Source organism: Nocardia sp. NPDC046473 (assembly GCF_040645995.1).
Lineage (GTDB): Bacteria > Actinomycetota > Actinomycetes > Mycobacteriales > Mycobacteriaceae > Nocardia.
Genome location: NZ_JBEYZJ010000003.1, coordinates 430,769 through 457,292, shown reverse-complemented (window position 1 = coordinate 457,292; position 26,524 = coordinate 430,769). Strand labels below are relative to the sequence as shown.

Genomic DNA, 26,524 nt, shown 5'->3' with positions numbered 1-26,524 from the left:
CCGCCTGCGGATTTCAGCGACGGATACCCGGTGCGGGCAAACGGTTTTCGGGGTCGTGCCGATAGACCGGGGTGAGCAGCTCGGCCTCCAGGGGTTCGCCGGTAGCCCGGTCGAACCGGCAGGCCACCAGCACCGAGAACAGATGGGTGCCCGCGCGTTCGTGCAGGGTGGCCAGCCGGGTGGCGAGCAATCGGATGGCACCCAGCGAGCCCGGCGGGTGCATGCCGTCGATCATCAGCACCGAGCCGCGCCCGTCCGGACGCGGCAGCCGGGCCAGGTAGGCGATGTCGTGCGGGTCGGGCCCGCCGGGCCGATAGACCCGGCGGGCGGCCCGGTCCTCGATGCCGCGCCTGGCATCGCCCGCCCTGGCCACCGCGCGCCGCAGCCGCGGGTCGGCGGCGATCAGCTGACGCACGCTCGGCGAGAGTTCCGGCCCGCCGAGCACGATCAGGCCGTCCCGGTTCAGGTCGACCGGTCGCCCGGGTAGGAAGTGTTCGACCGAGGCGGTGAAGCCGAGCTCGCGGAGCAGCTCGACCAGCCGGTGCGGCGCCGCGGGATCCGGTGCGCCGATCACCCGGCCCGCCCGCACCTCCGGCACCAGCACCGTGAGCGTCCCGTGCCCGAAGAACAGACCCTCCGGTGCCGGACCCTGAGTGCTCACCTGATGGATGCGCGCGCGGGAAAGCCCCGCTGCCGCACCGATTCTGGCGAAGGTCCAGCCCTCGGCGTGTAGCTCCCGGATCACCGCACGACGAATCCTGGTGAGCTCATTGATGGTCTGCTGGGCCGCAGCCACACCATCGGTGGCCGCCTTCAGTCGCTCGACCTTGTCCTCGATCGCGAAAACGCGCGCCACGTCATCGGCCGACATGTGGGAAGTCTAGACAGCTGGACAGGCCAAAGTGTTTAGAACTCTTGACACTGCACCCTTTTCGTGACGCGATTGCGCCAGCTTGCGCGGGTCAGGTGGCGTCGGTGTCGATCGGTGGACGTTCGTTGCGCTCCAACGGCTTTTCCAGCTTCGGCATCGGATAATCCGGCATCGCGCCGCCGGTGCCGTAGAGGTCCTTCTTGTCCGGCAGCGCGTCCTCCATGTTGCGGAAGATCGAATCGTCGCCGTTCAGAAGGTGTTTGGTTACCATCGAGCGCGGGGACATGCCGCGCAACTCGTTCAGGTCGGCCAGCGGCTTGCGCAGGTCCTCGAACTCCGGGCCCAGCTCGTCGCGCAGCTGCGAGGTCGCGCCGCTGGCGTAGTCGCGCACCTGGCGCAGGCTGCGCGTGGTCCAGCGAACCGCGCCGGGCAGTCGCTCCGGTCCGAGGATCACGAGGGCGGCGACGAGCAAGATCATCATCTCGCTCCAGCCGATATTGCTGAACACGTCCTCAGGTTACCCGGCCTTTCGACCAGCGGCGCGTGGGGACGGCAGGCCGACGGAGTCGGCCGGGGGTTGGCGAACTCAGTCGGATTCCAGGGTGACCGGCACGTCCACCTGCCTGCCGTCCCGGATCAACACCACGTTCACCGTGTCGCCGATATTGCGTGCCTGCACCGCGACTACCAGTTCATCCGGACCGGTCACCTCGCGGTCGCCGACCTTCACGATGACGTCCTTCTCCACGATCCCGGCCTTGGCCGCCGGACCACCCGGCGTGACGTCGGCGACCTCGGCTCCGCTCATCTGCTCGTTGGCCACCACCTTGCTGCGCAGGCTGGCGCCGATGGTCGGGTGGTGGATCGTGCCGTCCTTGATCAAGATCTGCGCCACTTCGGTCACCCGGTCCACCGGGATCGCGAAGCCGAGGCCGACCGAACCGCCGGTCTCGCTGCGGATCGCGGTGTTGATGCCGATGACCCGGCCTTCCATGTCCACCAGCGCGCCACCGGAGTTGCCGGGGTTGATCGACGCGTCGGTCTGCACCGCGTCGATCACCGCGTTCGTGTCGCTGCCCTCGCCCTGCAGTTTCACCGGGCGGTGCTGCGCGCTGACGATGCCGGAGGTGACCGTCTTACTCAGGCCGAGCGGAGAGCCGATGGCGAGTACCTCGTCGCCGACCTGGACGTCGCCGGACTTGCCGAGGTTGGCCACGGTGAGGTTCTTCACATCGACCTTGAGCACCGCGAGGTCGGACTTCGGGTCCCGTCCGACGATGTTCGCAGGCACCTTGGTGCCGTCAGAGAACTGGACCTGGATGGCGGCCCGGTTGGTCTTGTCCTGGGCGGCCATCGAGACCACGTGATTGTTCGTCGCGATATAGCCCTTGCCGTCGATCACCACGCCGGAGCCGGTCGCGCCGTTGTCGCCGACGGTGACCCGGATGGACACGACGGCGGGCAGCACGGCGTTGGCGACCTTGGCGATCTGACTGTGCGGCTGCTGTTCGGTGTCCGCGCTCTGCTGCAGCGTCGCCTTGCGCGAGGTCAGATCGGAAGACTGTTCGGCCGTCAGCCTGCCGACCAGGCCGCCCAGCACGCCGACAGCGAGCGCGACGAGTGCGAGCAGGGCAAGCGCCTTGGGAGCGACTCGGGAGCCGAACAGGACCTCACGCGCGCTGAGGCGCTGGGCCTGCGGCAGCGGTTGGGCCTTCGGGGTCGGCACCGCGGGGGCGCCGAGTCGAGCGGCGGAGTCGGGATCACGCCACGGATCGACGGGGCCGGCGATCGGTGCGGCGCCGTTGGCCGCGTCGGGATCGCGCTGCAGCAGTTCGGTGGAACCCTCGGGACGGCCGAACGCCTCGGCGAGCACGGCGTCCGGCGGACGGTTCTGCATGTCCTGGCCCGCCACCGGCGTCGCGCCGCGGGGCAGCGGCTCGGCGAACGAACCGCGCTGACCCGCCGGCCTGCGGAACGCGCTGGCCGTGTGGTTGTCGACATGGGGTCGGTATACCGGTCGCGGTCCCAACACGGGCGCGTCCGGCGGTCGCAGGTTTCCCCTGTCGCCCGCCGAATCCGTGGGCCTGCCCTGGACGCGATCCGGGGTCTCGGCCGATCCGGTATTCGTCGATTCCGTGGTCACCCGGGAAACTCTACTTGCGCCACCACGTTGTCCACCGAGTCGCGGCAAACGAATCGGTGAGAAAACCGAAAACTGCCTCGTTGCGCGGAGTCCCGTCGGCGCTCGACGTTTGGCTCGACGCGGCGCCGGGCAGATCGGCGAGTGGAATTCTGGTCAGGCTGTCGTGTAGCCCGTGCGGAATCGAGATCGGGCCAGATTGGCGCAGCGCGATACGCGCCTGCTGCTGTGCGTCGACCTCGGCCGCGCATTCCGGGCACAGAGAAAGATGTTGGGCGGCACGCAGATAGGCGTTCATCCGCAACTCGCCGTCCACATAGGCCGCGATAGCCTCGCTGGCCAGGTGCTCGGTGGGACGGAATCGAGGCGGACGACCGGGCGTGCTGGAGTCGCCACTCATTCGGTGCTCATCCTTCCAACCGACATCATCCGAACCGTAGGGCGATGCCGGCTTCGTCCAGCTCACCCGATACTTGCTTCAGCGGCGAACCGCTGCTCACTTCCATTATGCGCAAGGTAGTCCCGCAGTGCCTGTCGCCCACGATGAATCCGGCTGCGCACGGTGCCGAGTTTCACGCCGAGCGTAGCGCCGATCTCCTCGTAGGAGAGTCCCTCGATGTCACACAGCACGACCGCGGCGCGGAATTCCGGCGCGAGCGAATCGAGCGCGCGCTGTAGATCCGGGTCGAGGCGGGCGTCGTGATAGGCCTGCTCCGGGTCGGGACCCTCGGACGGGACCCGGTCGTAGTCCTCGGGCAGCGCCTCCATCCGGATGCGGTTGCGGCGACGGACCATGTCGAGGAACAGGTTGGTGGTAATGCGGTGCAACCAGCCTTCGAAGGTGCCCGGCTGGTAGCTGGACAAGGAGCGGAATACCCGGATGAAGGTGTCCTGAGTCAGGTCCTCGGCATCCTGGGCGTCGCCGGAAAGACGGTAGGCAAGGCGGTAGACACGGTCGGCGTGTTCGCGGACCAGGTCGTCCCAGGACGGCATGGCCGCCCGGTCACCGGTGGCATCGAAAGCAGCGGTACCGGTCAGGTCGACGGCCTCCTCGGCGGCGTCGGACTCGATCGGCAGAATCTGCTCTGGCAGGGTGGCGTGCTCACGCGCCGCATCGACCATGTGGATGGGGCTACCTCCTACTAGGGACCGTAAACTCGGAACTCAGCTTCGATCCAAAATCTCTTTCGGACCTGAAACCGTTACGTGGGGATACAACCGACAACCTGTCTGTTGTTGTTCCCGTGTCCCGTGTCGAGCCGGTCTGTTGGTCTTGCGTTGCCCCTACTCTTTCCTGTCCTGATATGGCCTGGATATGGAGATGCTGAGGGACACCTGAGAAACTGGCGGGGAGATTGCTCAGCGGCGCGGGGTCGTTCGGAACGCCCAGATAAGCCGCCCAGCATTAACCTCATAGGCGTGGCATCGAATTTGGAGCGAAATCTCGCCTACGTGGAGGAATCCGTCGTAGAAGACGAGATCCTCGTCAGCGCGCGCGAACGGTCCACCGAACTCGGTGCGGTGCCGATACCGCCGTCGGTGGGGGCGCTGCTCAGCATGTACGCACAGCTGCTCGACGCCAAAGCCGTGGTCGAGGTGGGTACCGGCGCCGGGATCAGCGGGCTGTGGCTGCTGGACGGTATGCGCGAGGACGGCACGCTGACCACCATCGATTCCGAACCCGAGCACCAGCGCGCTGCCAAGGAGGCTTTCCGCGCCGCGGAGATTCCGCCCGCCCGCACCCGGCTGATCAACGGCCGTGCGCTGGACGTGCTACCCCGGCTCGCCGACGGAGCCTACGACCTTGTTTTCATCGACGCCGCGCCGCTCGAGCACCCGCAGTACGTCACCCAGGCGGTGCGACTGCTGCGTGCGGGTGGCGCGATTCTGTTGCACAACGCGTTGCTCGGCGGGCGAGTACCCGATGCGGCGCAACGGGATCCGGCCACCCAGGCGGTGCGCGCGGCCACCCGCGCGATCGCCGAGGATCCGGAACTCACCAGCGTGCTGATCCCGGTCGGCGACGGGTTGCTCTGCGCCTCGCGCGGTTAGGCACGCCACACGCGCTCCGACATTCGTACCGACATCGCGGTTTCCTTGTGCCGCGCCGGGTATTCGGGTGGTGGAGGTACTGCGATGCGTGGGCACGAACTGTTCGAAATCGGCCACATCGGCCACACCATCTTCGAAACTCGATCGAGTTGGCTGCGGCCCGCGCTGCTGTTCTTCGGCTTGATCATTGTCGCCGCGGTGGTCGTGATGGTGGTGGTGAGCAACGCCGATTTCCATACCGGCCCAGCGAAAGTCACCCCGACACATGGGCCTTGCGAGCCGTTCTGCCCGGTGCCGCCCGCGCCCGGCCAGTAGTTCTTTCCCGAGTCACGCGCACCGATAGGTGGCGCGTGACTTTGCGCATCCTGGCGAATTCGCTTGTCGTGCTGAGCATTGCGCGACCAGGTAGGGGATATGTCATGGAATGCGAAGGCCCGCAACGGATGTACGATGATCGGTTCGCCTTCGACAGGTCGCGTTCGAGAAGGGGAGGCACAGCACGGACGCGCGCGGAGGCAGGCCGGATAGCTGGTGACCGACCCGGGAGGGGTGGGCCGGTCACCAGTGCCGTCGCGGGCGAGTCGGCGAATACAGCAACAGCGCGGCGATTCGAGGCGCATGCTGCTCAGAGCACATCCGAGACCAGAGCGGTGATGCCCCGGGCGGGGGCATGCGGAAGAGGTGCGATCTGAGTGATCTATTACATCTTGAACAACAACAACGATGACGACGGGCGCCCGCAGATTCACTGGGGCGGGGCGCTGGTCGCCTTCGCCCTTGTCCTCGTGGCCGCGGTGCTGGTGGTCTACCTGGTGAGCACAGCCGACTTCGGCCAGCCGTCGAAATCGACCGTGCCGCGTACCCCCGGCCCCTGCGCGCCGTTCTGCCCGGCTACGCCCGCGCCGCGGCTCTGATCGCCGACGAGGTTCGCTACACCCAGACGCCCTTGCCGACGGTGACGACGCCGCCGTTGCTGACGGCGAAGCGGTCGCGATCGCGGTCCAGGTCGACACCGATGATCTCGCCCTCGCCGACCACCACGTTCTTGTCCAGGATGGCCCGGCGCACCACCGCGCCACGGCCGATCCGGACACCGGGCATCAGCACGCTGCCCTCGACGGTCGCGCCGTCGTCGATCACCACATTGGAGCTGAGCACCGAATTGCGGACGGTGGCGGCCGACAGGATGCTGCCCGCGCCGACGATGCACTCCTGGGCGAGCCCGCCCTGGGCGAACTTCGCGGGCGGCAGGTTCTCGGCGGCGCCGCGAATCGGCCAGTGCCGGTTGTACAGGTTGAAGACCGGGTGCACCGAGACCAAGTCCATGTGCGCGTCGTAGAAGGCGTCGATGGTCCCGACGTCGCGCCAGTAGCCGCGGTCGCGTTCGGTCGCGCCGGGCACCTCGTTGTCGGCGAAGTCGTAGACGCCGGCCTGGCCCGCGGCGACCAGCGCCGGAATGATGTCGCCGCCCATGTCGTGATCGGAGTCGGAGTTGTCCGCGTCGGCCTTGATCGAATCCACCAGCACCTTGGTGGTGAAGACATAGTTGCCCATTGACGCAAAAGTGACATTGGGATCGTCGGGCGTGCCGGGCGGATGCGCGGGCTTCTCCAGGAACTGGGTGATCAGGCCGGACTCGTCGGAGTCGATGCAGCCGAACGCGCTCGCCTCGCTGCGCGGCACCCGAATACCGGCGACGGTGACGCCCGCGCCGGACTCGATGTGATGGTTGACCATCTGCTCCGGATCCATCCGGTACACGTGGTCGGCGCCGAAAACCACGATGTAGTCGGGGTCTTCGTCATAGATCAGGTTCAGCGACTGCATGATCGCGTCGGCGCTGCCGGTGTACCAGCGCGGCCCGAGCCGCTGCTGCGCGGGCACCGGGGTGATGTATTCGCCGCCGAAACCGGACAGTCGCCAGGTCTGCGAGATGTGCCGATCCAGCGAGTGCGACTTGTACTGGGTGAGCACACACAGGCGCAGGAAACCCGCGTTGACCAGGTTGCTGAGGACAAAATCGATCAGTCGATACGCGCCGCCGAATGGCACCGCCGGTTTGGCACGGTCCGCCGTGAGTGGAAAGAGTCGCTTGCCCTCGCCACCGGCGAGCACGATCCCGAGTACGTGCGGCTGGCTCCTCACACTGCCAAACTACCGGGTAACCGCCGCGCGAGTGGCCCCAGCGGAGGTGAACGTCTACTTTGAACCTGGTGAGTTTCGGCACGGACACCCCGCGCTCGACGGCGGATTCCGGCGCGCACGAGCGGCTTCGGGTCGCGATGCTGACCCGCGAGTACCCACCGGAGGTATATGGCGGGGCCGGGGTACACGTCACCCAGTTGACCGCGCAGCTCCGGCGACTGTGCGAGGTCACCGTGCATTGCATGGGTGTCGCGCGCACCGATGCCGTGGTGCACCAACCTGATCCGCAGCTCTACGCCGCCAACGCCGCACTGCAGATGATGTCCGCACAGCTGCGCATGGCCGACGCCGCCGGACAGGTGGACGTGGTGCATTCACACACCTGGTACACCGGCCTGGCCGGACACCTCGCGGCCACGCTCTACGGCATCCCACACGTACTGACCGCGCATTCGCTGGAGCCACGACGGCCGTGGAAGGCCGAACAGCTCGGCGGCGGCTATCGGCTCTCCTCCTGGTCGGAACGCAACGCGGTGGAACACGCGGACGCGATCATCGCGGTGAGCGAGGGCATGCGTCACGACGTGCTCGACGCCTATCCCGCGGTCGACCCGGACCGGGTGCACGTTGTACACAACGGCATCGACGCGGGCATGTGGTACCCGGGGCCGGTGGCGGCGGGCGCGCGGCCGGTGCTCGCGGTGCTCGGTGTGCGGACCGATCAGCCGATGGTGGCGTTCGTCGGCCGGATCACCCGGCAGAAGGGTGTCGGGCATCTGCTCGCCGCGGCCCGCGACTTCGATCCGGACATCCAGCTGGTGCTGTGCGCGGGCGCGCCGGACACCAAGGAGCTGGAGGCGGAGACGGCCGCCGCGGTCGAGGAGCTGCAGCGCAGCCGAGGCAACGTGTTCTGGGTGCGCGAGATGCTGCCCACCGAGCAGATCCGGCAGATCCTGGCCGCCGCAACGGTGTTCGTGTGCCCGTCGGTGTACGAGCCGCTGGGCATCGTGAACCTGGAGGCGATGGCGTGTGCGACCGCGGTGGTCGCGTCGGACGTGGGTGGCATCCCCGAGGTGGTCGTCGACGGCGACACCGGGCGGCTGGTGCACTACGACCCGAACGCGCCCGAGGAGTACGAGCGGGCATTGGCCACGGCGATCAACGAGGTCGCCGGTGATCCCGTGCTGGCCGCCGAGTTCGGTGCGGCGGGACGGGCGCGGGCGATCGCCGAATTCGATTGGTCGCAGATCGCGGCGCAGACCGTCGACGTCTACGAGCAGGTCCGCAAGTCCTGAGGTCTGACCCAGGTCCCCCACCGAAGGTCGCCTTCGGTCGATCTCGAATTCCGACCGAAGGCGACCTTCGGTTGGTCCGGGTGCTGAAGGGCGCCTTCGGTCGGGTTTGCGGGGTCAGGTCGGGCGGTAGGTGGAGACGAGTACCGAGGCGGTGACCTCGGTTGTTTCCGGGAGGGTTGCGATGTGGGGGGCCTCGGCGGACGCGTGGTGGGCGGAGGGTCCCATGCCGACGACGTTGGCTACGTCGGCTCTCGTGAGTTTCATCGGGTATTCGACCAGGATGCGGTCGAGCGCGGCGAAGTGGCCGGACACGGCCGTGTCGAGCCTGCGATCCTTGTCCGGGTCGACGGTCACCATGCCGAGCGGTCCGATCAATTCGCGCAGGTGTCGTTCGGTGGGGGTGGCGACGACGAATCGGCCGTCCGCGGTGAGCACCCGGGCGACCTCGGCCGGGTTGCGCGGTGCGAACACCGAGAGCACGGCGCACAGGGTGCCGTCCCGGACGGGCAGCCCGCGCCAGGCGTCGGCGAGTACCGCCGCGGCCCGTGGATGCGCGCGGGCGCAGCGTTTGGCGGCAGGTTTGGCCACGTCCAGCGCGATGCCGCGGGTCGACGGTGCGGCGTCGAGCGCACCGGCCAGGTAGTAGCCGGTGCCCGCGCCCACCTCCAGCACTGTGCCGTACGCATGCGTGTCCGGCCCGACCGCCTCTGCTACCGCGCTGGCGATCGGTGCGAAATGTTCCCTACCCTGAAAGGTGGCACGCGCGTCCAGCATGGCCGCGGTGTCACCGGTCATTTTGGTCGACGCGCCGGTCAGCAGGCTGACATAGCCCTGCTTGGCGATGTCGAAACTGTGCCCGTGTCCGCAGCGCAATACCCGATCACACGGCTCGAGTCCGAGCGCGCATTCCGGGCAAGCCAGCAGACCGGCCACAGCGGCCAGCGCTGAGGTATCAGCTGGTGACACTCTTCAGTTCGTCGCCGAGCGCCGCGGCCTCGTCCGGCGTGAGTTCGACGACCAAACGCCCGCCACCCTCGAGTGGAACCCGCATGACGATTCCACGCCCTTCCTTGGTTGCCTCGAGGGGACCGTCCCCGGTACGGGGCTTCATGGCCGCCATCCTCTGCTCCCTCCAGATCTGCGCGATATGCTGCGCACTTTCTTGGAACTCCAGTTGTCACCAACCAGCGAGCTCGCCGGCATTTGGCGAGCTACACCTGTCCCATTCTTCCCTATCGCGGATGTGGACGGATACCTGAGTTCAAAAAGTGACCGGTCGGACTGTGTCGGACACGTCACTACCGACCCAGCAATCGGTCAGGTGATCGTCTACCATCCCGGTCGCCTGCATCAGTGCATAGGCCGTGGTGGGCCCGACGAAACGGAACCCGCGCCGCTTCAATTCTTTTGCCAGAGCTACGGATTCGGGTGTGCTGGCGGGCACATCGGCCCCGGTTTTCGGGCGCGGCCGTGGGGCGGGTGCGAACGACCAGAGCAATGTGTCCAGTCCGATATCGAGTTCGCGCGCAACCCGGGCGTTGCCGATCGCCGCCTCGATCTTCAGCCGGTTGCGCACGATGCCTGTGTCGGCGAGTAGCCGCGCCGTGTCGGCCTCGCCGAACTCGGCCACGCGGTCGATCGAGAAACCGGCGAACGCGGCCCGGAAGGCGGGCCGCTTGCGCAGGATGGTGATCCAGGACAGGCCCGACTGGAACGCCTCGAGACAGAGTCGTTCGAAGAGGGCGTCGTCGCCGTGCAGCGGCTTTCCCCACTCGAAATCGTGATAGTCGCGGTACAACTGGGTTTCCAGCGGCCAGGGGCAGCGGACCCGGCCGTCGTCCTCGGCCAGGGGCATCGCGGCCGGGCTCATTTGGCCTCCGGCGCGACCGGCGCCTGCCAGCGTGCGGCCTGCGCTTCGGCCAGTTGATGTTGTAGCTCGTCGATTCTGGCGGCGAGCCTGGCCAGCGACCAGTCCACCTCCGAGGCCTTGTAGCCGCGCACCACCTGCTGGAACCGCAGCGACCGGACATCGGCGCCGGAGATCCCCTCGGCAGGCAGCACGGTGGCCGTGGTCCCCTCCGGCAGCGGGCCCAGCTCCTCGGCCCGCCCGAATACCGCACTGGCGAGCAGGAACAGCACCGCGGCAACAAGACCGACGATCAGCACGTACAGAAGCAACGTGAGCATGCCCCCGAGCTTATTGCCACCCACCGACAGCGAGCGAACAACGCCCACGCGGAAATCGGTCGTCGCGCTCCGCTACCCGTGGCGGGTCGTGTCGATGTTCAGCGACATGCCTGCCAGTCCGCGTCGGCGGACGGCGAGCTTGTCGGCGATGTCGAGCAGCGCCTTGGCGGCGGGGGTCTCGGGGGAGCGCAGCACGATCGGCGTGCCGTCGTCGCCCGCTTCCCGCACGGCCTGCTCGATCGGAATCTGCCCGAGCAGCGGCACGTCGGCCCCGACAGCGCGGGTGAGACGGTCGGCGACCACCTGCCCGCCGCCGGCGCCGTAGAGCTCCATCCGGCTGCCGTCGGGCAGGTCGAGCCAGGACATGTTCTCCACCACGCCGGCGATCCGCTGCCTGGTCTGCAGCGCGATGGCGCCCGCCCGCTCGGCCACCTCGGCGGCGGCGATCTGCGGGGTGGTGACGACGAGGATTTCGGCGCCGGGGATGAGCTGGGCGATCGAGATGGCGATGTCGCCGGTGCCCGGCGGCAGGTCGAGCAGCAGCACGTCCAGGTCGCCCCAGAACACGTCGGCGAGGAACTGCTGCAGCGCGCGGTGCAGCATCGGGCCGCGCCACACCACCGGCGTATTGCCCTGGGTGAACTGCGCGATGGAGATCATCTTCACGCCGTGCGCCTGCGGCGGCATGATCATCTTCTCGACCTGGGTGGGCCGGGCGTCGGTGCCGAGCATGCGGGGGATCGAGTGGCCGTAGATGTCGGCGTCCAGGATGCCGACGGAGAGCCCGCGCGCGGCCATGGCGGCGGCGAGATTGACGGTGACGCTGGACTTTCCGACGCCGCCCTTGCCGGAGGCGACCGCGTACACGCGGGTCAGCGAGCCGGGCTGGGCGAACGGGATGACCGGATCGGCGGAGTCGCCGCGCAGCTGCTTGCGCAAGTTGGTGCGCTGCTCGTCGTTCATCACATCGAGGTCGACGGTGACCGCGCCGACGCCGGACACGTCGGCCACGGCCTTGGTGACCCGCTGGATGATCTCGGTGCGCAGCGGGCAGCCCGCCGTGGTCAGGTAGACCTCGATGTGGACATTGCTGTCCGCACTGATCGCAATGCTCTTCACCATGCCCAGTTCGGTGATCGGCTTGCGGATTTCCGGATCGTCGACCTTGGCGAGAGCGCCCCGCACATCCGATTCCGTAACTACTGGCATGGCAGGAATTTTAGGCGTGTCAAATTCTGGGCAGGTCCCCGGCCCGTGGTGCGACGCCGTTGGCATAGGAGGTTTCCCAGGCCATGACATTGGCGACGTAGGCCATCGAGTTGTTGTAGCGCAGAATCGCCTTGGACTGCTGGGCCAGGTCGCGCATGTTCAAACCGCCGTCGCACAGGTACTTTCCGGCGGTCAGTGCCGCGTCGAAGAGGTTCTGCGGATCGGCGATGCCGTCGCCGTTGCCGTCGGCGGCGTAGCGCTTCCAGGTCTGCGGCAGGAACTGCATCGGGCCGATCGCGCGGTCGTAACCGGCCAGGCCGTCCAGCTCGCCGCCGTCGGTGTCGTGAACGACGTTGTTGCCGTAGAGGCTTCCGTCGAGCACCGGGCCGTAGACCTTGGTGAGCGGGTTGCCGTCGGCGTCGATCTTGCCGTACGCGTGTGTGGATTCGACGCGGCCGATCCCGGCGAGCATCGACCACGGCATGGCGCAGGTGGGGTTCTCCTCGGCGAGGATGCGTTCGGCGTTCTGATAGGCCGCGACCGCGATGCCCGGCACACCCATCGGCCCGGCGGGCAGCGACGCGAGCTGCCGACCATCCGCCAGCGCAACGCTTTTCACCACCGGCGGACCGCTCGGCTTGGCCATCTTGTTGGCCACGAATTCGGTCGTCGCGCCCGGGTCGGTCATCAGAGCTGCGGGCTTGGCCCCCAGCTCGTCCTGATCGTCCCCCGGCAGGTGCTGTGCCACCGCTGTCGCGGCAGTTCCATGTCCCACATTGGACGCGGCGGTGCACGCCATCAGTCCAGCGGGAACCAATCCGGTCAATGCAATAACCGAGCTGCGTTTAACGGTGACAGCTGGTTGTTTTCGGTGACGCCCCACTGTGCGGTGACCCTCCAACGGCTCGATGTGAGCCCTTCGTGATCTGACGAAGAGGAGACTACCGCATCCGAGACCTTTTTGTTACTACTTCGTGACCTGCTTCGAGTGTGGCGTCAGCCCTGGGGGGCGGGCGGCAGCGGGATCACGATGCCGAACGGCAACGTGATGCCCGGCTGCTGGGTCGGCGCGGCGTCTACCGTCGGTGCCGCCGGATCGACCGTGACGGTGGGCGCAGCCTCCGGTGCCGCTTCCGGCGTCTGTACGGCCTGCTGGCCGGGCGCGGGGGCCGGTGCCGGGGCTTGCTGCTGGGCGGCCTCCGGCGGCGTGCAGACCGGGGCGACGGGCGGCTCCGGGTGCGCCGGATCCTTCGGCGCGGCCACGCCGGCACCGAAGGTCTGTGCGGGTGCGCCGGGCACGGCGGCGGGTTCGGCCGGCTCGCCGGGCTGCGGCATCGGGGCCGGAATCACCGCGGGCTCACAGGGATTGAGCGGCTTCGGCGGCGGCGGGCAGAAGATGCCACAGGGGATCGGCGGCAGGCCGGGGATGGTGATCATCACCTCGGTCGGCGTCGGTGCCGTGGTGGTCTGCGGCGTCGTGGGGGCCGTCGTGGTCGGCGTGTTGTTGGTGTAGGTCACCGCGGTCATGTCCGGGATCTGGGCGGGCGCGCTGCCCGGCGGGATCAGATCGGGGGAGATGGTGACCTGGGTCGGCGCGCCGCCGGTGCGGTAGGCCGCCGCCCAGCTGAGCACATTGGCCGCGTAGGCCGCCGAGTTGTTGTAGCGCAGCACCGCCTGTAGTTCCTGGCCCTGATCGCGCAGGTTCAGCCCGCCCGAGCACAGGTACTTGCCCGCGGCGAGCGCGGCATCGAAGACGTTGTTCGGGTCGGCGACACCGTCGCCGTTACCGTCGGCGGCGTAGTGGGCCCAGGTGCCGGGCAGGAACTGCATCGGCCCGACCGCGCGGACGTAACCGCCGCTGGCTTCCCTGATGATCTCGTTACCGGGCAGCGTGCCGTCCAGCGCGGGGCCGTAGATCGGCGAGATCGTGGTGCCCGCGGCGTCGGTGCGGCCGCCGCCCGCGTGGCCCGATTCGATCCGGCCGATGCCGGCCAGCAGACTCCAGGACAATCCGCACTCGGGCGTGGACGACTCCAGCGCGAGTTCGGCGTTGCGGTACGCGGCGAGCACGATTTCCGGGATACCGAGCGCGCCGCCGATCAGTGGCAGCGAGATCTCCTGCAGCGGCACTCGCCCGGCGAACGGCGCCGAGCCGTCGGACGGAGTCATTGCCCGGAGTTTGCGGGGCGATTCCTGGGTGACCGGAAGGAGTCCAACTGTCTTAGACAGTCCGGTCTCGCCCGACTTGCCGGACGCGTCCACGGATCCGGCCGGATTCGTCGATGCGGCCAGCAAAGCCTCAGGTGCGGTGGGCGCGCCGGCTGGAGAGGAGGGATCGGAGGCTGAGCCGGAGGCGACAAGACCGGCGACGACCAGGGCCGAGACGGTTATCGGAGCAGATATACGCATTCAGCCACACCAATCCTCTACGTCGTGTGAGCGGCTATCTGGGACATCCCCTTCCCGGCGCCGCTCGGGACAACGCTGTCCAGGTTACCCACCAGTCAGGTAGTTGTTCGGTATTTCCGGTCAATCGTCAGCTACAGGCGGTAAAACCGGGGCTGGTGCCTGCTTTCGGCCGGAACTCTTCTTGCGTTGCGGCTTGTTGTTGCCCGCACCCTCGATCCGATCGAGTATCTCCTTCATCTCCTCCAATTCCCTGCGCAAATAGTCGCGAGTCGCGACTTCGCCGACCGCGATCCGCAGTGCTGCGAGTTCGCGGGCGAGGAACTCGGTATCCGCCTTGGTCTGGGCGGCCCGCATCCGGTCCTCCTCCAGCGAGACCCGGTCGCGGTTGTCCTGCCGGTTCTGCGCGAGCAGGATCAACGGTGCGGCATAGGCGGCCTGGGTAGAGAACGCCAGATTCAACAGAATGAACGGATATGGATCCCAGCGCAACGCGATGACGCCCACATTTAACGTGATCCAAACGATGACGACGAACGTCTGAATAGCCAGGTAGCGGCCGGTGCCGAGGAATCTGGCGACCCGCTCGCTGCTGCGCGCGAGCGCGTCCGCATCCCAATCGATGCGGAACCGCGACTCGACCGGCGTCTCCAGCCGCTGCCGCGCGCCGCCGACCTTGTCACTCATGTCCAGCTATCCCTTCGTGTAGCTCTTCCTGGTCACGCCAGTCATCGGGTAGCAAATGGTCGAGCACGTCGTCGACGCTGACCGCGCCGAGCAGGTGGTTCTCTTCGTCCACCACCGGTCCGCAGACCAGGTTGTAGGTCGCGAAGTAGCGGGTCACCGCGGCCAGCGGGACGTCTGCTCGCAACGGAGCCAGCCCCGCGTCGAGGATGCCGCCGACCAGATGGGCAGGCGGCTCGCGCAGCAGCCGCTGGATGTGCACCGACCCGAGATACCGGCCGGTGGGGGTCGAGGTCGGCGGCCGGACCACGAACACCATGGAGGCCAGCGCCGGCGTCAGATCGGGGTTGCGCACCCGGGCCAGCGCCTCGGCGACCGTGGTGGACGGCGTCAGGATCACCGGCTTGGGCGTCATCAGGCCGCCCGCGCTGTACGGGGAATGTTCGAGCAACCTGCGGACCGGTTCGGATTCCTCCGGGTCCATCAGCGCGAGCAGCGATTCGGCCTCGTTGACCGGCAGCTCGCCGAGCAGGTCGGCGGCGTCGTCGGGATCCATCGCCTCGAGCACGTCGGCGGCGCGGCGCACCTCCAGATGGCCGAGCAGGTCGACCTGCTCGTCGTCGGGCAGCTCCTGCACCACGTCGGCGAGGCGTTCGTCGTCGAGCGCGACCGCCACCTCGATGCGACGTTTCTCCGGCAGCTCGCGCAGCAGGTGCGCGACGTCGGCGGCCCGCAATCCCTCGAACTGCTCGAGCAGCTGGGTGACCTCCTGGCCTGGCTGGTCGATGTCGCGCGGCGTCAGTCCCGAGACGTCGATCCAATCCACCACATGCACCGTGCGCCGACGCCCGATCCGGCGATGTCCGCGCACCGCGACCCTGGTCACCCGCCAATCCCTGGTCCGGGTCTGTTCCATGCCGAGATCGACCACCACGACATCCACGTCGGTGAGGTCCGGCAGATCCGGATCCTCCACGCGCACCGAAGAATCCACGATCTGCGCCAGCGCGAGCATCTCGCCGGGCCGTTGGTGGAAGCGGCGCAGGCTCACCGTCCCGGTGTTCAGTGTCACCACGCCGGGCTCGATCGCGGTGACCCGCAGGATCGGCACGAAAATGCGCCGCCGCGTGGGTAATTCGACGACGAGGCCGTGAATGCGGGGCTGCTGTCGGTCGTACCGGATGGCCACGACGACATCGCGGACCCGGCCGATAGACTCGCCGTCCGGTCCCAACACCACCAGGCCGGCCAGCCTGGCGACGTACACCCTGGTAGCTGCCATGCTTGCCAGGCTAGAGGTTCGGGAGCGGGTGTAAGTACCACACCACGATCGACGGGAGTGATCTTGAAGCCGCGCCGTTCGGTGCTCGCCTGTCCGGGCAGCAACAAGAAGATGATCGAAAAGGCCAAGGGCCTGCCCGTCGACGAGGTATTTCTCGACCTGGAGGACGCCGTCGCACCGCCCGCCAAGGCCGAGGCGCGGGCGAATATCGTGGCGGCGCTCAACGATTCCGACTGGGGATCACAATTGCGCGTGGTCCGCGTCAACGACTGGACCACCCAGTGGACCTACACGGACGTGATCACCATCGTCGAGGGCGCGGGTACCGCGCTGGATGCCATCCTGCTGCCCAAGGTGACCGATGCCGGTCAGGTGCGCGCGCTGGATCTGCTGCTCACCCAGTTGGAGAAGGCCACCGGCCTAGAGGTCGGCCGCATCGGCATCGAGCCGCAGATCGAAAACGCGTTGGGATTGCGCAATATCGACGAGATCGCCACCGCGAGCCCGCGCGTGCAGGCGCTGGTGTTCGGCCCGGCCGACTTCATGGCCAGCATCAACATGCGCACCCTGGTGGTCGGCGAACAGCCGGAGGGCTACGACACCGGTGATGCCTATCACCACATCCTGATGACGATCCTGCTCACCGCCCGCGCGCACGGCCTGCAGGCGATCGACGGCCCGTACCTGCAGATTCGGGATGTGGACGGCTTCCGCCGGGCCGCCGGGCGCACCGCCGCGCTCGGCTTCGACGGCAAGTGGGTGCTGCATCCCGGCCAGATCGAGGCGGCCAACGAGATCTTCAGCCCACGGCAGTCCGACTACGATCGCGCAGAGCTGATCCTCGACGCGTACGCCTTCCACACCTCGGCCGAGGGCGGCGCGCGCGGCGCGGTGATGCTCGGCGACGAAATGATCGATGAGGCCAGTGCGAAAATGGCCCAGGTGATCGCGGAAAAGGGCCGGGCCGCGGCAATGACGCGTACCACGCGTTTCACACCCCCCGGAAAACCGGTAGAAATAGCAGAATAGAGACATGACGAATCCCTTAGGGAACTCGAATCGCGCACGGCAGGGCCTGCCGACGCCGCCGTCCGGCTGGCCGGTCGGCTCCTATCCGACCTACGCCGAGGCGCAGAAGGCCGTCGACTACCTGGCCGACGGGCAGTTCCCGGTGCAGGACGTGACGATCGTCGGCGTCGACCTGATGCAGGTCGAGCGGGTCCTCTACCGGCTGACGTGGGGCAAGGTCATCGGTGGCGGTGTGGTGAGCGGAGCCTGGCTCGGCCTGTTCCTCGGTCTGTTGCTGAGCCTGTTCACCACCAGCGGTGCGTTCGGCCCACTGCTGGTCGGTCTGGTCGGCGGCGTCATCTTCGGCGTCATCTCTACCTCGATCCCGTACGCGGCGACCAAGGGCCAGCGCGACTTCGCGTCCACCATGCAGTTGGTGGCCGGGCGCTACGACGTGCTGTGCGACCCGAAGTCCGCGGAACAGGCGCGGGACATGCTTGCGCGGCTGGCCATCTGACGCATGGAGGTGGTGTCGACGGTCCGCACCGGTGTGCTCGACCATTTCGGTGTGCCGGCGACCGGCGTCGATTCGGCGTCGGTGACGTTCCTCGGGCTGGAGCCGATCGAGATCCTGCGGATCATCGACGGCGAGCTGGTGCACTACGCGACGGTGGGCGGTTCCCGGCATCCGATGGGCGATCCCAGTGCGCTGCTTGCCGATCCGGTGCAGGGGCCGCGGGCCGAGCTGGTGCTCACGCTGCGCGGCACAGCGGGTGCGAGCTCGGGCCTGGCGAAGACGCTGGGCGTGCTCGCCGCCGCGCCCGCAGTGGAAGGTGTTGTGCTGCAAGCGGATGCGCTGATGGACCTGGGCGAGCCGATGTGGCACGGTGCGCCGTTCTCTGCGGTGTTGTTGGGGGACAGCGGGATTCCCGAGGTAGTGCTGCCCGCGCCCGCCGAGCCGGTTCGCTACTTCGCAGTGACGCCGGTGACCGCCACCGAGGCGGCGTGGGTGCGGGTGCGCGGGGCGCAGGCGCTGCGTGATGCGTGGGCGGAGGCGGGAATCGACGTGCGCGACCCCGAACGAGGCGCCGCCAGCCTGTAATTCGGGCTAGAGCCAGTTGTTGCGGTGGAAGTTGGCGTACAGCCCGATGCAGATGGCCAGCGTGACCACGATGACCACCCAAAAGCCCGAGGTCGCTTCCAATCCCGGCATGTGCGTGAAGTTCATGCCGTAGATGCCCGCGATCATCGTCGGCACCGCGGCGATGGCGACCCAGGCCGAGATCTTGCGCATGTCGGTGTTCTGCTGCACGCCGACCTTGGCCAGCGCGGCGCTGATCAGCGCGCTCAGTGCCTCGTCGAAGTCGCTGATCCGGTCGGCGACACCGGCGTGGTGGTCGGCCACGTCGCGCATGTATCGCCGAATCTCTTTGGGCAGCGGGATATCCGGCTTGTGCCCGAGCAACTGCAGCGGAGTCGCGAGCGGGTTCACCGCCCGGCGAAGTTCGACGACTTCCCGCTTGAGCTGGTAGATCGACTCGATCGCGACCTGGCTGCGCGGGGTGAAAACCTCTTCCTCCATCGCATCGATATCGAGCTCGACCGACTGCGTCACTTCGATATACGAATCGACCACGTGATCGGCGATCGCGTGCAACACCGCGCCGGGGCCGAACATCAGCTTGGCCGGATCGGCCTCCAGTTCTTTACGGAGCGAAGCCAATTCGGAGTGTTCGCCGTGGCGTACGGACACCACGAAGTCCGGCGCGGCGAAGACCATGATCTCGCCGGTCTCCACGATCTCGCTGATGCTGTGCAATTCGTGTTCGACGTAGGCGACCGTGCGCATCACCAGCACCAGCGTGTCGTCGTAGCGTTCCAGTTTGGGGCGTTGATGTTTGGTGACGGCGTCCTCGGCCGCGAGCGCGTGCAGGCCGAATGTCTCGGCGATATCAGCCATCTGGGCCTCGTCCGGATCGTGCAGGCCGACCCAGACGAATCCGGTGCCGCGATTGTTGACCTCGGCCATCGCGTCCTTGTGCGTGAATCGGCCCGGCAGCCGCCGCCCTTCGACATAGACGCCGCAGTCGACAATCGCCCGCGCGGTCGGGATGGGGATCCGCGGCAGGGCGCGGACCGGACGGTTCGAGCCGCGGAACGACGGTAGCGGCGGAATAGACGGCACATCGTGATGCTACGTCGCCTGCGGAGTGCGGTTCCTGGCATGCGCAAGCGGCGTGCGCGACGGGCCCGGAGGCGGTAGCGAAGCGTGACCACGCAGGCACCCTCGAACGACGCCGATCGAACACTGTAAGACTGAAGGCGTGCGCATCGACCTCCACACCCATTCGACCGCGTCCGACGGCACCGACTCCCCAGCGGAATTGGTACGGAACGCGGCCGCCGCCGGCTTGGACGTCGTGGCGATCACCGACCATGACACGACGGCGGGCTGGACCGAGGCGGTCGATGCTTTGCCGAAGGGCCTGACGTTGGTCCGCGGCATGGAGATGTCGTGCATCGGCCTCGGTGAGGACGGCTGGCCGGTGCCGGTGCATCTGCTGGCCTATCTGTTCGACCCGACCGATCGCAGTTTCGCCGACGAACGCGAGCGGCTGCGTGGCGAGCGCGTCGAGCGGGTGCGCGCGATGGCCGAGCGGATGGTGGCCGACGGATTACCGATCGATCCCGATGCCGTGCTCGCCTCGGCGGGCCCGTCCGCGGGCCGTCCCCACCTGGCCAGGGCACTGGTCGCGGCGGGCGTGGTGCCGAGTGTCGATGCCGCGTTCGAGGAATTGCTCGCGCCGCACGGCCCGTACTACGCGGAGAAAGCAGACACGCCGTTGCGGCGTGCGGTGGAGATGATCGCCACCGCAGGCGGGGTCAGCGTGATCGCGCACGCGCGGGCCCGTAAGCGGGGCAGGCTGCTCGCGCTGGACGACATCCGCGAGCTGGCCACGCTCGGGCTCGGCGGACTCGAGCTCGACCATCCGGACCACTCCGCGCAGGATCGCGCGGTGCTCGCCGACCTGGCCGCCGAGCTCGGCCTGCTCACCACCGGCTCGTCGGACTATCACGGCAGCAACAAGACCATCCACCTCGGTCAGTTCACCACCGACCCCGGGCAATTCGAGGTGCTGGCCGGTAAGGCGACCGGCGTGCCGGTGATCGCCTCGTGAAGGTGGTTCGCGGGGTGAGCGGGGCGGTCGCCGCGGGAACCGTGGCGCTGATGCTCGTCGTCATCGGCACCGCGGTGGCCGCGGCCCGGCGGGACTTCCCCGGTCCGGGCAGTGAATCGGTGACGTGGCATGTGGTGTCCGCAGTGATTGCCGTTGCGGCACAGATTTATTCGGATAAGCGTCGGGGTTTAGCCGCCTTTTCCGGATCTGCGGTTGTTTTTGTTGCCGCTGGATTATTGCTGTGGACCCAGTGGTGGAGCTGATCGACACCCGCTCGCTGACAACAGATCGAATACGGCAGCGATAAATATTCCGTTAATGGTTGCGGTTCCGTGAATTGTGGCCGAACATTTCTCTTTGTGGCGGAACTCGAGACGGACGTACTGGTTTTGGGCGGCGGGCCCGCCGGAACCTGGGCCGCCGTATCCGCCGCAGCGACCGGGGCCAGGGTCGTGCTCGCCGACAAGGCCAGATGCGGCACCAGCGGCCCGACCGCCCACGGCACCACCTCCCTGTGGAACATCCCGCCCGGACCGGCCAGGGACGAGGCGGTGCGCCGCGGCTACGCACACGGCGGCGGACTCGGCGACCCGGACTGGATGCATCGGGTGCTGGAGGAGACGCACCTGCGCGTCGAACAGCTGGCCCGCTGGGGTTATCGATTCCCCGGCGCGGGGCCGGGTTCCTCGCTGCGGGTGTATCTGGACGGTGCCAGCTATCTACGCCGAATGCGGCGCAGCGTGCTCAACGCGGGCGTGCACATCCTCGATCACCATCCCGCATTGCAACTCCTCGTCGATCGCGACGGCAAGGTCGCCGGGGCGACCGGGGTGCAGCAGCACAATCAATTCCAGGCGTGGACCGTGCGAGCGGGTGCCGTGGTGGTGGCCACCGGCGGCTGCGCGTTCCTGTCCGGCGGGGCGGGCACCGACGTGGACACCGGCGACGGACTGCTGTTCGCCGCGGAGGCCGGTGCCCAGCTCTCGGGCATGGAGTTCTCCAGCGCATACGGCCTGACCCCCGTGGTGAACGTGCCGCGGCCCGCCGCGCCGCTGAATTCCACGCTCGGCCTCGGGCTGCACTTCGCCACCTTGTACGACGAGTCGGGCACGGTCCTGGAAGGCCATCGGGCCGCGGCCTTCGCCGCGATCGCGGACGGCCGCCGGGTGTTCGCGGCACTCGACGACGTGCCCGCCACGATGCGCGGCTGGCTATCGGAGCAGGGTCTGGTCGACCGCACCGGGCGGGTGCCGCTGCGGGCCGTGTTGGAGGGTACCGTGCGCGGCACCGGCGGCCTGCGCCTCGCGGGCCCGGACTGCGCGACCACGGTCGGCGGGCTGTTCGGCGCGGGCGACGTGACCACCAGGGAGCCGATCACCGGTGCGGTCAGCGGCTTCGGCGGTCAGGGCGGCGCGTGGGCCATCGCGTCCGGCGTGTGGGCGGGCACGGGTGCGGCCAGGTATGCGCGCACGGCCGACCGCCGCAGCCCGGTGTGCGAGGTGGCCGGTGCTGGACTCAGCGCGGTGGCGCGGATCGATCCGCGCGCCGTGGTCGGACTGGTGCAGGAACACACGCTGCCGTTGCGGCGCAGCTATTGGCGCAGCGCGGGCAGCTTGGTCGACAGCATCGGCGAACTCGACTCGATGTGGCCCGGTGCCGAATTCGACCTGGGCGGTACCGGTTTGGATCGGTTGCGGGCCAGGCAGGCGGCGGCCCTGCTCGCGGTGGCACGGTGGACCAAGTACAGCGCGCTGGCGCGGACCGAGAGCCGCGGCATGCATCGGCGCACCGATCATCCAGGGGCCGAGGCGGACTGGCGGGTGCGGCTGATGTCAGGGGGCCTGGACAACGTGTGGGTGCGGCCGGACGCGCGGGAAATCGCGGCGTTGGACGCCGGCGTCGTCGGTGCCACGGAGATTGTGGTGGCGCCTGTCCGCGAACCGTTTCCGCGCGGCAGGCGCGAGGCCCTCGTGCTCGACGCCCGCGGGCCCGCCGTCGCGCACACCAGGGAGGCGGGTGTGCTGAGCGCGCGCTCGGCGGCGATCCCGGACGCGCCGCAGATCCTGCCCGAAGACGAGGACGGGACCGCCCCGCACCTCACACCGGCGGGCCCGATCGCGTTGTGACAGCTCACCGCCGGGCCGCACCCGCGCGCGAGTTTTCCCTTACCACCCGGTAATTCCGCCGCAGTAGGCTGGATACCGGCGCACGACACAGCGGAAACCCGACCGGTTTGGCAAGTCGCGGACCATGCTGGCAGAATGTGTCGGATTCCTTTACCTAAGCCACCGCCGGGTACTGGAGTTACGGAGATCTCCGCCTCGCGACGCACCGTCGCGACCCGAGGATCACGCCGCATGTTCTGTCCGGACCTACCCGTCCGGCTCCCGCTCCGCGGATCAGTGCCGCGCCACGTCAGCGAAATCGGCTACGGGTTTTCGTGACCCGCCGTAACAGCGAAACGTACCGGTCAGCGCACTCGATGAGCGTAATGAAAACACTTATACCTATATACCCGGCGGTAACCGTCCCCCGGTTTGTCCGGCCCGAGCAGGAGTGAAATCGTGTCACCTGTGACTGACGCACCGAATGCCACTGCAAGTCTTTCCGAAATCACCCACGACGAGATTTTCGCGGGACATCTCGGAGGCAAGCTCTCGGTAGAACTCAGCTCGCCGCTGGAGACCCAGCGCGACCTGTCGATCGCCTACACCCCGGGCGTCGCTCAGGTGAGCCGGGCGATCGCGCAGGACGTCGAGCTCTGCAAGCGCTACACCTGGACCGACCGCCTCGTCGTCGTGGTCAGCGACGGCACCGCGGTGCTCGGCCTCGGTGATATCGGCCCGCGCGCCTCGCTGCCGGTGATGGAGGGCAAGGCGGCGCTGTTCAAGAAGTTCGCCGGACTCAACTCGATCCCGATTGTGCTGGACACCAAGGACGTCGACGAGATCGTCGAGACGGTCATCCGGCTGCGCCCCAGCTTCGGCGCGGTGAACCTGGAGGACATCTCGGCGCCGCGCTGCTTCGAGGTGGAGAAGCGACTCATCGAGGCGCTCGACTGCCCGGTCATGCACGACGATCAGCACGGCACCGCCATCGTGGTGCTCGCCGCCCTCAACGGCGCGGCCAAGGTGCAGGGTCGCGCCATCGACCACCTGAAGGTCGTGGTGTCCGGTGCGGGCGCGGCCGGTGTCGCGTGCACGAATATCCTGCTGGCCGCGGGTGTTCGGGACGTCACCGTGCTCGACTCGAAGGGCATCATCAGCCGTGAGCGCGGCGACCTCAACGACGTGAAGGCCGAACTGGCCACCCGGACCAACCCGCGCGGGCTGATCGGCGGCGCCGCCGAGGCCCTCAACGGCGCCGATGTCTTCCTCGGCCTGTCCGCCGGTCTGATCGCCGAGGAGCTCATCGCCTCGATGGCGCCGGAGTCGATCGTGTTCGCGATGTCCAACCCGGACCCGGAGATTCACCCCGAGGTCGCGCGCAAGTACGCCGCGATCGTCGCCACCGGCCGCAGCGACTTCCCGAACCAGATCAACAATGTGCTCGCCTTCCCCGGCGTGTTCAAGGGCGCGCTCGACGCGGGCGCCCGGCGCATCACCGAGGGCATGAAGATCGCCGCCGCCGACGCGATCCTCAGCGTCGTCGCCGACGAGCTCGGCCCGGAGAAGATCGTGCCCAGCCCGCTGGACCCGCGGGTCGCCCCGGCGGTCGCCGAGGCCGTCGCGGCTGCCGCGCGCGCCGAAGGCGTTGCGTAGTAAGTCAGTTCAGTCGCTGGAAGGCGCCTTGTCCCGCTCGGGACGGGGCGCCTTTCGCGTGTGCTGCCGCAGCGACAGATGGATCCAGATGTTCATGGCGATCATCGCGCACAGCGCGAAGACCAACGCCGCCGCGAACACGGGATTCTTGTCCGAGTAGGTCGTCCAGGCGAACAGCAATATCGCCACGAGCGCCACGTAACCGCCGATGAACCTGATACTCACGCGTCAGACGTTAGCCAGGTCCGGTGCGGAACGTGCGATGTTCAGAGCGAGTGGTCGTCCAGCCACACGCGCGCTACCTCGGCCGGCTTCGCGTGATCGTCCCGGACAGTGCGGATCATCGTGGCGAGATCGTCGGTGGTGAGTTCGCCCGCAACGTAATTCAGCTTCTTGATCTGGCGTTCGTCGAGCTTGCCCTTGCGGAACAGGGGCACCACGTTCTCGGTGCGCACCGCGTACTTGTCGTCGGACAGGATCGTCAGGCCGTCGGTCGACCCGGGCACGACGGCGGGCGGGCCGGTCAGCAGTCCGGCCTGAACCTGCCCGTCCAGCAGGGCTTTTCGTAGTGCGGTGGCATCAGGAAACGGCACTGTCGCGGCGAAGTGGCAGTCCGCCACCTGCTCCAACGCGGGCGGCAGCGCGATCAGGTCCGGCACCGATGCGACTCCGACCGTGAGCGTGCCGCAGCGTGGCGTGAGATCGCCGACGGTGCGCACGTTGTCATGCGTCGCGACCTCGGAGCTCAGCACCACCCGCGGTCGCATATCGGTGCCGTCGGCGGCATCGGTGACCACCAGACCCTCGGGCAGCGATTTACTCAACGCGGTAGGCACTTTGTCGAGGTCGGGTGCGCGGTCGGTGGCGGTGCTGTCGAGAAAGGCCAGCAGCGCGCCGTTGTGCTCACCGATCAGGTCGATCCGGCCCGCGTCCAGCGCCGCGAGATAGTCGGCGCGACTGCCGGACTGCGGCTCGACCGAGCTGCGCGTGCCGATCCGGGCCAGCGCGCCCGCATATATTTCGGCGAGCACGGTCGACTCGACCGAATCACCCGCACCAACCGTGATGCGCGCGCCCTGATCACTGTTACCGCAGGATACGGCCAGTGTGGCGGTCGCGACGACCAGTACTCGAGCCAGCATCCGCAGCGACGCGGGCAACACCATCCGGCGACACCAACTCTCCGAGAGACCGACAGAGCTAACACGAACACCCTGAAGCGGGCAGTATGGACACCCAGAATGTACCGGTGGCTGTGTTGCCCCGGGACCTCGCACTGCCCGTCAGGCCGGAAGGACTCCAGTGAAAACCTCGATCACCCCCCATGCGGCGCGGCATGGCCGGTCGGCGCTGCGCCTCACACTGCGCGCCACCCGGTTCATCGTTGCCGCCGCGGCGTTGGCCGTCGCCATGATCCTGTCCGCGTGTGGCGGCAACTCCGACCCGCTGGCGAGCAAGGGCGACTGCGGCGGCGACGGGCTCATCGTCGGCTCGGCGAACTTCCCGGAGTCCGAGACGGTGGCCGAGGTGTACGCGGAGGTGTTGCGCGTCAACGGATTCAAGGTCGACACCAAGCTGAACATCGGCAGCCGGGAGGCCTACGTCCCGGCCGTGCGGCAGTGCGCCATCTCGGTGATTCCCGACTACAACGGCAACCTGCTGCAGTACCTGGACAAGAGCGCGACCGCGACCAGCGCGGCCGATGTCAACAGCGCGCTCACCAAGGCCCTCGGTTCGGATCTCGCCATCGGCACCCCGGCTCCCGGTGAGGATTCCGACGCGGTCGTGGTCACCAAGGCCACCGCCGAGCGCTGGAACCTGCACTCCATCGCCGACCTGGCCGCGCACGCCGCCGAGGTGAAATTCGGTGCGCCCGCGGAATTCCAGGAGCGCGCGGGCGGTCTGCCCGGCCTGAAGAAGAACTACAGCCTCGACATCGCCGCGAACAACTTCGTGCCGATCGCCGACGGCGGCGGGCCCGCCACCGTGCGCGCGCTGGTCGAAGGCCAGGTGACCGCCGCCGATATCTTCACCACCTCGCCCGCTATCACGCAGAACAACCTTGTGGTGCTGGAGGATCCGAAGCACAACTTCCCCGCGCAGAACGTGGTCCCGCTGTTCAACACGGCCAAGAAGACAGACAAGGCGCTGGCCGCGCTGAACGCCGCCTCGGCCAAGCTGACCACCGCGGAGCTGATCAAACTGAACGAGGCGGTGTCCGGCGCCAGCAAGACCGAGCCCAAGGCCGCCGCGGTGGCCTGGGCGACCGCGCAGGGACTGAACACGCCGACCGGCTAGGGGAAAA

Annotated in this window: 30 protein-coding genes; 12 read left to right on the top strand and 18 right to left on the bottom strand. The window is 68.0% G+C overall.

All coding sequences use genetic code 11. The annotated features are described in order from the left end of the window. Positions 1 to 13: 13 nt before the first annotated feature. The 5 genes from ABZ942_RS12170 to sigE all read right to left on the bottom strand — a co-directional run bounded on the left by ABZ942_RS12170 (position 14) and on the right by sigE (position 4,133). On the bottom strand, positions 14 to 871 hold the full coding sequence (locus tag ABZ942_RS12170; RefSeq protein ID WP_357381042.1) for a hypothetical protein: 858 nt from the start codon (positions 869 to 871) through the stop codon (positions 14 to 16). A 91-nt stretch (positions 872 to 962) separates the two neighbouring features. Continuing rightward, positions 963 to 1,379 carry a Sec-independent protein translocase protein TatB gene (gene tatB / locus ABZ942_RS12165; protein WP_357381040.1) on the bottom strand — a complete coding sequence of 139 codons (417 nt, stop codon included), beginning with the start codon at positions 1,377 to 1,379 and terminating at the stop codon, positions 963 to 965. 78 nt (positions 1,380 to 1,457) lie between these two features. Beyond that, positions 1,458 to 3,014, bottom strand: a complete 1,557-nt coding sequence (locus ABZ942_RS12160; protein WP_357381038.1) for a trypsin-like peptidase domain-containing protein — start codon at positions 3,012 to 3,014, stop codon at positions 1,458 to 1,460. A 10-nt stretch (positions 3,015 to 3,024) separates the two neighbouring features. Next, positions 3,025 to 3,411, bottom strand: coding sequence for a hypothetical protein (locus tag ABZ942_RS12155; RefSeq protein ID WP_357381037.1), 387 nt, complete (start codon positions 3,409 to 3,411; stop codon positions 3,025 to 3,027). Between the two features lie 62 nt (positions 3,412 to 3,473). After that, complete coding sequence (gene sigE, locus ABZ942_RS12150; RefSeq protein ID WP_357381035.1) at positions 3,474 to 4,133, bottom strand: RNA polymerase sigma factor SigE; 660 nt, start codon at positions 4,131 to 4,133, stop codon at positions 3,474 to 3,476. A 291-nt stretch (positions 4,134 to 4,424) separates the two neighbouring features. Between sigE and ABZ942_RS12145 the strand changes: the two genes are divergently transcribed. The 3 genes from ABZ942_RS12145 (at position 4,425) to ABZ942_RS12135 (ending at position 5,977) form a co-directional block, all read left to right on the top strand. Then, positions 4,425 to 5,063, top strand: a complete 639-nt coding sequence (locus ABZ942_RS12145) for an O-methyltransferase (RefSeq protein ID WP_357381877.1) — start codon at positions 4,425 to 4,427, stop codon at positions 5,061 to 5,063. 84 nt (positions 5,064 to 5,147) lie between these two features. Next, positions 5,148 to 5,378, top strand: coding sequence for a hypothetical protein (locus ABZ942_RS12140; protein ID WP_357381033.1), 231 nt, complete (start codon positions 5,148 to 5,150; stop codon positions 5,376 to 5,378). A gap of 377 nt (positions 5,379 to 5,755) precedes the next feature. Continuing rightward, entirely contained in the window at positions 5,756 to 5,977 is a 222-nt protein-coding gene (locus ABZ942_RS12135) for a hypothetical protein (RefSeq protein ID WP_357381031.1), read from the top strand. Positions 5,978 to 5,993: 16 nt separating this feature from the next. On the opposite strand, the gene glgC is transcribed toward ABZ942_RS12135, so the two are convergent. After that, positions 5,994 to 7,208, bottom strand: a complete 1,215-nt coding sequence (gene glgC / locus ABZ942_RS12130) for a glucose-1-phosphate adenylyltransferase (protein WP_357381029.1) — start codon at positions 7,206 to 7,208, stop codon at positions 5,994 to 5,996. A gap of 137 nt (positions 7,209 to 7,345) precedes the next feature. Between glgC and glgA the strand changes: the two genes are divergently transcribed. After that, positions 7,346 to 8,503, top strand: coding sequence for a glycogen synthase (glgA, locus tag ABZ942_RS12125; RefSeq protein WP_357381875.1), 1,158 nt, complete (start codon positions 7,346 to 7,348; stop codon positions 8,501 to 8,503). A 114-nt stretch (positions 8,504 to 8,617) separates the two neighbouring features. Here glgA and ABZ942_RS12120 read toward each other — a convergent pair whose 3' ends face one another. The 9 genes from ABZ942_RS12120 to ABZ942_RS12080 form a co-directional block, all read right to left on the bottom strand. Further along, the gene (locus tag ABZ942_RS12120; RefSeq protein WP_357381027.1) at positions 8,618 to 9,469 is read right to left on the bottom strand and encodes a putative RNA methyltransferase; all 852 of its coding nucleotides are present in this window, start codon (positions 9,467 to 9,469) and stop codon (positions 8,618 to 8,620) included. Then, positions 9,456 to 9,623 (bottom strand): DUF3117 domain-containing protein, encoded by a 168-nt coding sequence (locus ABZ942_RS12115; RefSeq protein WP_011211259.1) that lies wholly within the window; start codon positions 9,621 to 9,623, stop codon positions 9,456 to 9,458. Before ABZ942_RS12115 ends, ABZ942_RS12120 begins: the two co-directional genes overlap by 14 nt. Before the next feature lie 141 nt (positions 9,624 to 9,764). Further along, a complete protein-coding gene (locus tag ABZ942_RS12110) occupies positions 9,765 to 10,373 on the bottom strand; it encodes a DNA-3-methyladenine glycosylase I (RefSeq protein WP_357381025.1) in 609 nt (202 codons plus the stop codon). Next, positions 10,370 to 10,690 carry a DivIVA domain-containing protein gene (locus tag ABZ942_RS12105; RefSeq protein WP_357381023.1) on the bottom strand — a complete coding sequence of 107 codons (321 nt, stop codon included), beginning with the start codon at positions 10,688 to 10,690 and terminating at the stop codon, positions 10,370 to 10,372. Before ABZ942_RS12105 ends, ABZ942_RS12110 begins: the two co-directional genes overlap by 4 nt. 72 nt (positions 10,691 to 10,762) lie before the next feature. Beyond that, positions 10,763 to 11,899, bottom strand: a complete 1,137-nt coding sequence (locus ABZ942_RS12100) for an Mrp/NBP35 family ATP-binding protein (protein WP_357381021.1) — start codon at positions 11,897 to 11,899, stop codon at positions 10,763 to 10,765. A 19-nt stretch (positions 11,900 to 11,918) separates the two neighbouring features. Beyond that, positions 11,919 to 12,782, bottom strand: a complete 864-nt coding sequence (locus ABZ942_RS12095) for a lytic murein transglycosylase (RefSeq protein ID WP_357381019.1) — start codon at positions 12,780 to 12,782, stop codon at positions 11,919 to 11,921. A 113-nt stretch (positions 12,783 to 12,895) separates the two neighbouring features. Beyond that, complete coding sequence (locus ABZ942_RS12090) at positions 12,896 to 14,308, bottom strand: lytic murein transglycosylase (protein ID WP_357381017.1); 1,413 nt, start codon at positions 14,306 to 14,308, stop codon at positions 12,896 to 12,898. 120 nt (positions 14,309 to 14,428) lie between these two features. Then, positions 14,429 to 14,992 (bottom strand): DUF1003 domain-containing protein, encoded by a 564-nt coding sequence (locus ABZ942_RS12085; protein ID WP_357381016.1) that lies wholly within the window; start codon positions 14,990 to 14,992, stop codon positions 14,429 to 14,431. Then, positions 14,985 to 16,271: a CBS domain-containing protein gene (locus ABZ942_RS12080; protein ID WP_357381014.1), complete on the bottom strand. Its 1,287-nt coding sequence runs from the start codon at positions 16,269 to 16,271 to the stop codon at positions 14,985 to 14,987. The genes ABZ942_RS12085 and ABZ942_RS12080 overlap by 8 nt, the downstream gene beginning before the upstream one ends. 57 nt (positions 16,272 to 16,328) lie before the next feature. On the opposite strand from ABZ942_RS12080, the gene ABZ942_RS12075 reads away from it, so the two are divergent. The 3 genes from ABZ942_RS12075 to ABZ942_RS12065 are packed head-to-tail and all read left to right on the top strand — an operon-like array spanning position 16,329 to position 18,381. Continuing rightward, complete coding sequence (locus ABZ942_RS12075) at positions 16,329 to 17,300, top strand: CoA ester lyase (RefSeq protein ID WP_357381012.1); 972 nt, start codon at positions 16,329 to 16,331, stop codon at positions 17,298 to 17,300. A gap of 4 nt (positions 17,301 to 17,304) precedes the next feature. After that, entirely contained in the window at positions 17,305 to 17,796 is a 492-nt protein-coding gene (locus ABZ942_RS12070) for a general stress protein (protein ID WP_357381010.1), read from the top strand. Between the two features lie 3 nt (positions 17,797 to 17,799). Beyond that, positions 17,800 to 18,381, top strand: coding sequence for a suppressor of fused domain protein (locus ABZ942_RS12065; protein WP_357381008.1), 582 nt, complete (start codon positions 17,800 to 17,802; stop codon positions 18,379 to 18,381). Positions 18,382 to 18,387: 6 nt separating this feature from the next. Here ABZ942_RS12065 and ABZ942_RS12060 read toward each other — a convergent pair whose 3' ends face one another. Further along, positions 18,388 to 19,464 (bottom strand): magnesium and cobalt transport protein CorA, encoded by a 1,077-nt coding sequence (locus ABZ942_RS12060; protein ID WP_357381006.1) that lies wholly within the window; start codon positions 19,462 to 19,464, stop codon positions 18,388 to 18,390. A 139-nt stretch (positions 19,465 to 19,603) separates the two neighbouring features. On the opposite strand from ABZ942_RS12060, the gene ABZ942_RS12055 reads away from it, so the two are divergent. The 4 genes from ABZ942_RS12055 (at position 19,604) to ABZ942_RS12040 (ending at position 24,219) form a co-directional block, all read left to right on the top strand. After that, on the top strand, positions 19,604 to 20,458 hold the full coding sequence (locus ABZ942_RS12055; RefSeq protein WP_357381004.1) for a PHP domain-containing protein: 855 nt from the start codon (positions 19,604 to 19,606) through the stop codon (positions 20,456 to 20,458). Between the two features lie 14 nt (positions 20,459 to 20,472). Beyond that, the gene (locus ABZ942_RS12050; protein ID WP_357381003.1) at positions 20,473 to 20,721 is read left to right on the top strand and encodes a hypothetical protein; all 249 of its coding nucleotides are present in this window, start codon (positions 20,473 to 20,475) and stop codon (positions 20,719 to 20,721) included. Between the two features lie 96 nt (positions 20,722 to 20,817). Further along, positions 20,818 to 22,584 carry an FAD-binding protein gene (locus ABZ942_RS12045; RefSeq protein WP_357381000.1) on the top strand — a complete coding sequence of 589 codons (1,767 nt, stop codon included), beginning with the start codon at positions 20,818 to 20,820 and terminating at the stop codon, positions 22,582 to 22,584. 447 nt (positions 22,585 to 23,031) lie between these two features. Continuing rightward, positions 23,032 to 24,219 carry an NADP-dependent malic enzyme gene (locus tag ABZ942_RS12040; RefSeq protein WP_357381873.1) on the top strand — a complete coding sequence of 396 codons (1,188 nt, stop codon included), beginning with the start codon at positions 23,032 to 23,034 and terminating at the stop codon, positions 24,217 to 24,219. Positions 24,220 to 24,228: 9 nt separating this feature from the next. Here ABZ942_RS12040 and ABZ942_RS12035 read toward each other — a convergent pair whose 3' ends face one another. Together ABZ942_RS12035 and ABZ942_RS12030 are read right to left on the bottom strand one after the other, a co-directional pair. Then, a complete protein-coding gene (locus ABZ942_RS12035; RefSeq protein WP_357380999.1) occupies positions 24,229 to 24,444 on the bottom strand; it encodes a hypothetical protein in 216 nt (71 codons plus the stop codon). Between the two features lie 41 nt (positions 24,445 to 24,485). Further along, entirely contained in the window at positions 24,486 to 25,385 is a 900-nt protein-coding gene (locus tag ABZ942_RS12030; RefSeq protein WP_357380997.1) for an ABC transporter substrate-binding protein, read from the bottom strand. A 244-nt stretch (positions 25,386 to 25,629) separates the two neighbouring features. Between ABZ942_RS12030 and ABZ942_RS12025 the strand changes: the two genes are divergently transcribed. Further along, entirely contained in the window at positions 25,630 to 26,517 is an 888-nt protein-coding gene (locus ABZ942_RS12025) for an ABC transporter substrate-binding protein (protein WP_357381871.1), read from the top strand. Positions 26,518 to 26,524: the final 7 nt, after the last annotated feature.

Bases quoted from the DNA above. Each gene is read 5' to 3' on its own strand.
- ABZ942_RS12170 (WP_357381042.1), bottom strand. From the start codon at position 871: ATGTCGGCCGATGACGTGGCGCGCGTTTTCGCGATCGAGGACAAGGTC.
- ABZ942_RS12155 (WP_357381037.1), bottom strand. From the start codon at position 3,411: ATGAGTGGCGACTCCAGCACGCCCGGTCGTCCGCCTCGATTCCGTCCC.
- sigE (WP_357381035.1), bottom strand. From the start codon at position 4,133: ATGGTCGATGCGGCGCGTGAGCACGCCACCCTGCCAGAGCAGATTCTG.
- ABZ942_RS12140 (WP_357381033.1), top strand. From the start codon at position 5,148: ATGCGTGGGCACGAACTGTTCGAAATCGGCCACATCGGCCACACCATC.
- glgA (WP_357381875.1), top strand. From the start codon at position 7,346: ATGCTGACCCGCGAGTACCCACCGGAGGTATATGGCGGGGCCGGGGTA.
- ABZ942_RS12115 (WP_011211259.1), bottom strand. From the start codon at position 9,623: ATGGCGGCCATGAAGCCCCGTACCGGGGACGGTCCCCTCGAGGCAACC.
- ABZ942_RS12110 (WP_357381025.1), bottom strand. From the start codon at position 10,373: ATGAGCCCGGCCGCGATGCCCCTGGCCGAGGACGACGGCCGGGTCCGC.
- ABZ942_RS12105 (WP_357381023.1), bottom strand. From the start codon at position 10,690: ATGCTCACGTTGCTTCTGTACGTGCTGATCGTCGGTCTTGTTGCCGCG.
- ABZ942_RS12100 (WP_357381021.1), bottom strand. From the start codon at position 11,899: ATGCCAGTAGTTACGGAATCGGATGTGCGGGGCGCTCTCGCCAAGGTC.
- ABZ942_RS12090 (WP_357381017.1), bottom strand. From the start codon at position 14,308: ATGCGTATATCTGCTCCGATAACCGTCTCGGCCCTGGTCGTCGCCGGT.
- ABZ942_RS12085 (WP_357381016.1), bottom strand. From the start codon at position 14,992: ATGAGTGACAAGGTCGGCGGCGCGCGGCAGCGGCTGGAGACGCCGGTC.
- ABZ942_RS12080 (WP_357381014.1), bottom strand. From the start codon at position 16,271: ATGGCAGCTACCAGGGTGTACGTCGCCAGGCTGGCCGGCCTGGTGGTG.
- ABZ942_RS12070 (WP_357381010.1), top strand. From the start codon at position 17,305: ATGACGAATCCCTTAGGGAACTCGAATCGCGCACGGCAGGGCCTGCCG.
- ABZ942_RS12065 (WP_357381008.1), top strand. From the start codon at position 17,800: ATGGAGGTGGTGTCGACGGTCCGCACCGGTGTGCTCGACCATTTCGGT.
- ABZ942_RS12030 (WP_357380997.1), bottom strand. From the start codon at position 25,385: ATGGTGTTGCCCGCGTCGCTGCGGATGCTGGCTCGAGTACTGGTCGTC.
- ABZ942_RS12025 (WP_357381871.1), top strand. From the start codon at position 25,630: ATGATCCTGTCCGCGTGTGGCGGCAACTCCGACCCGCTGGCGAGCAAG.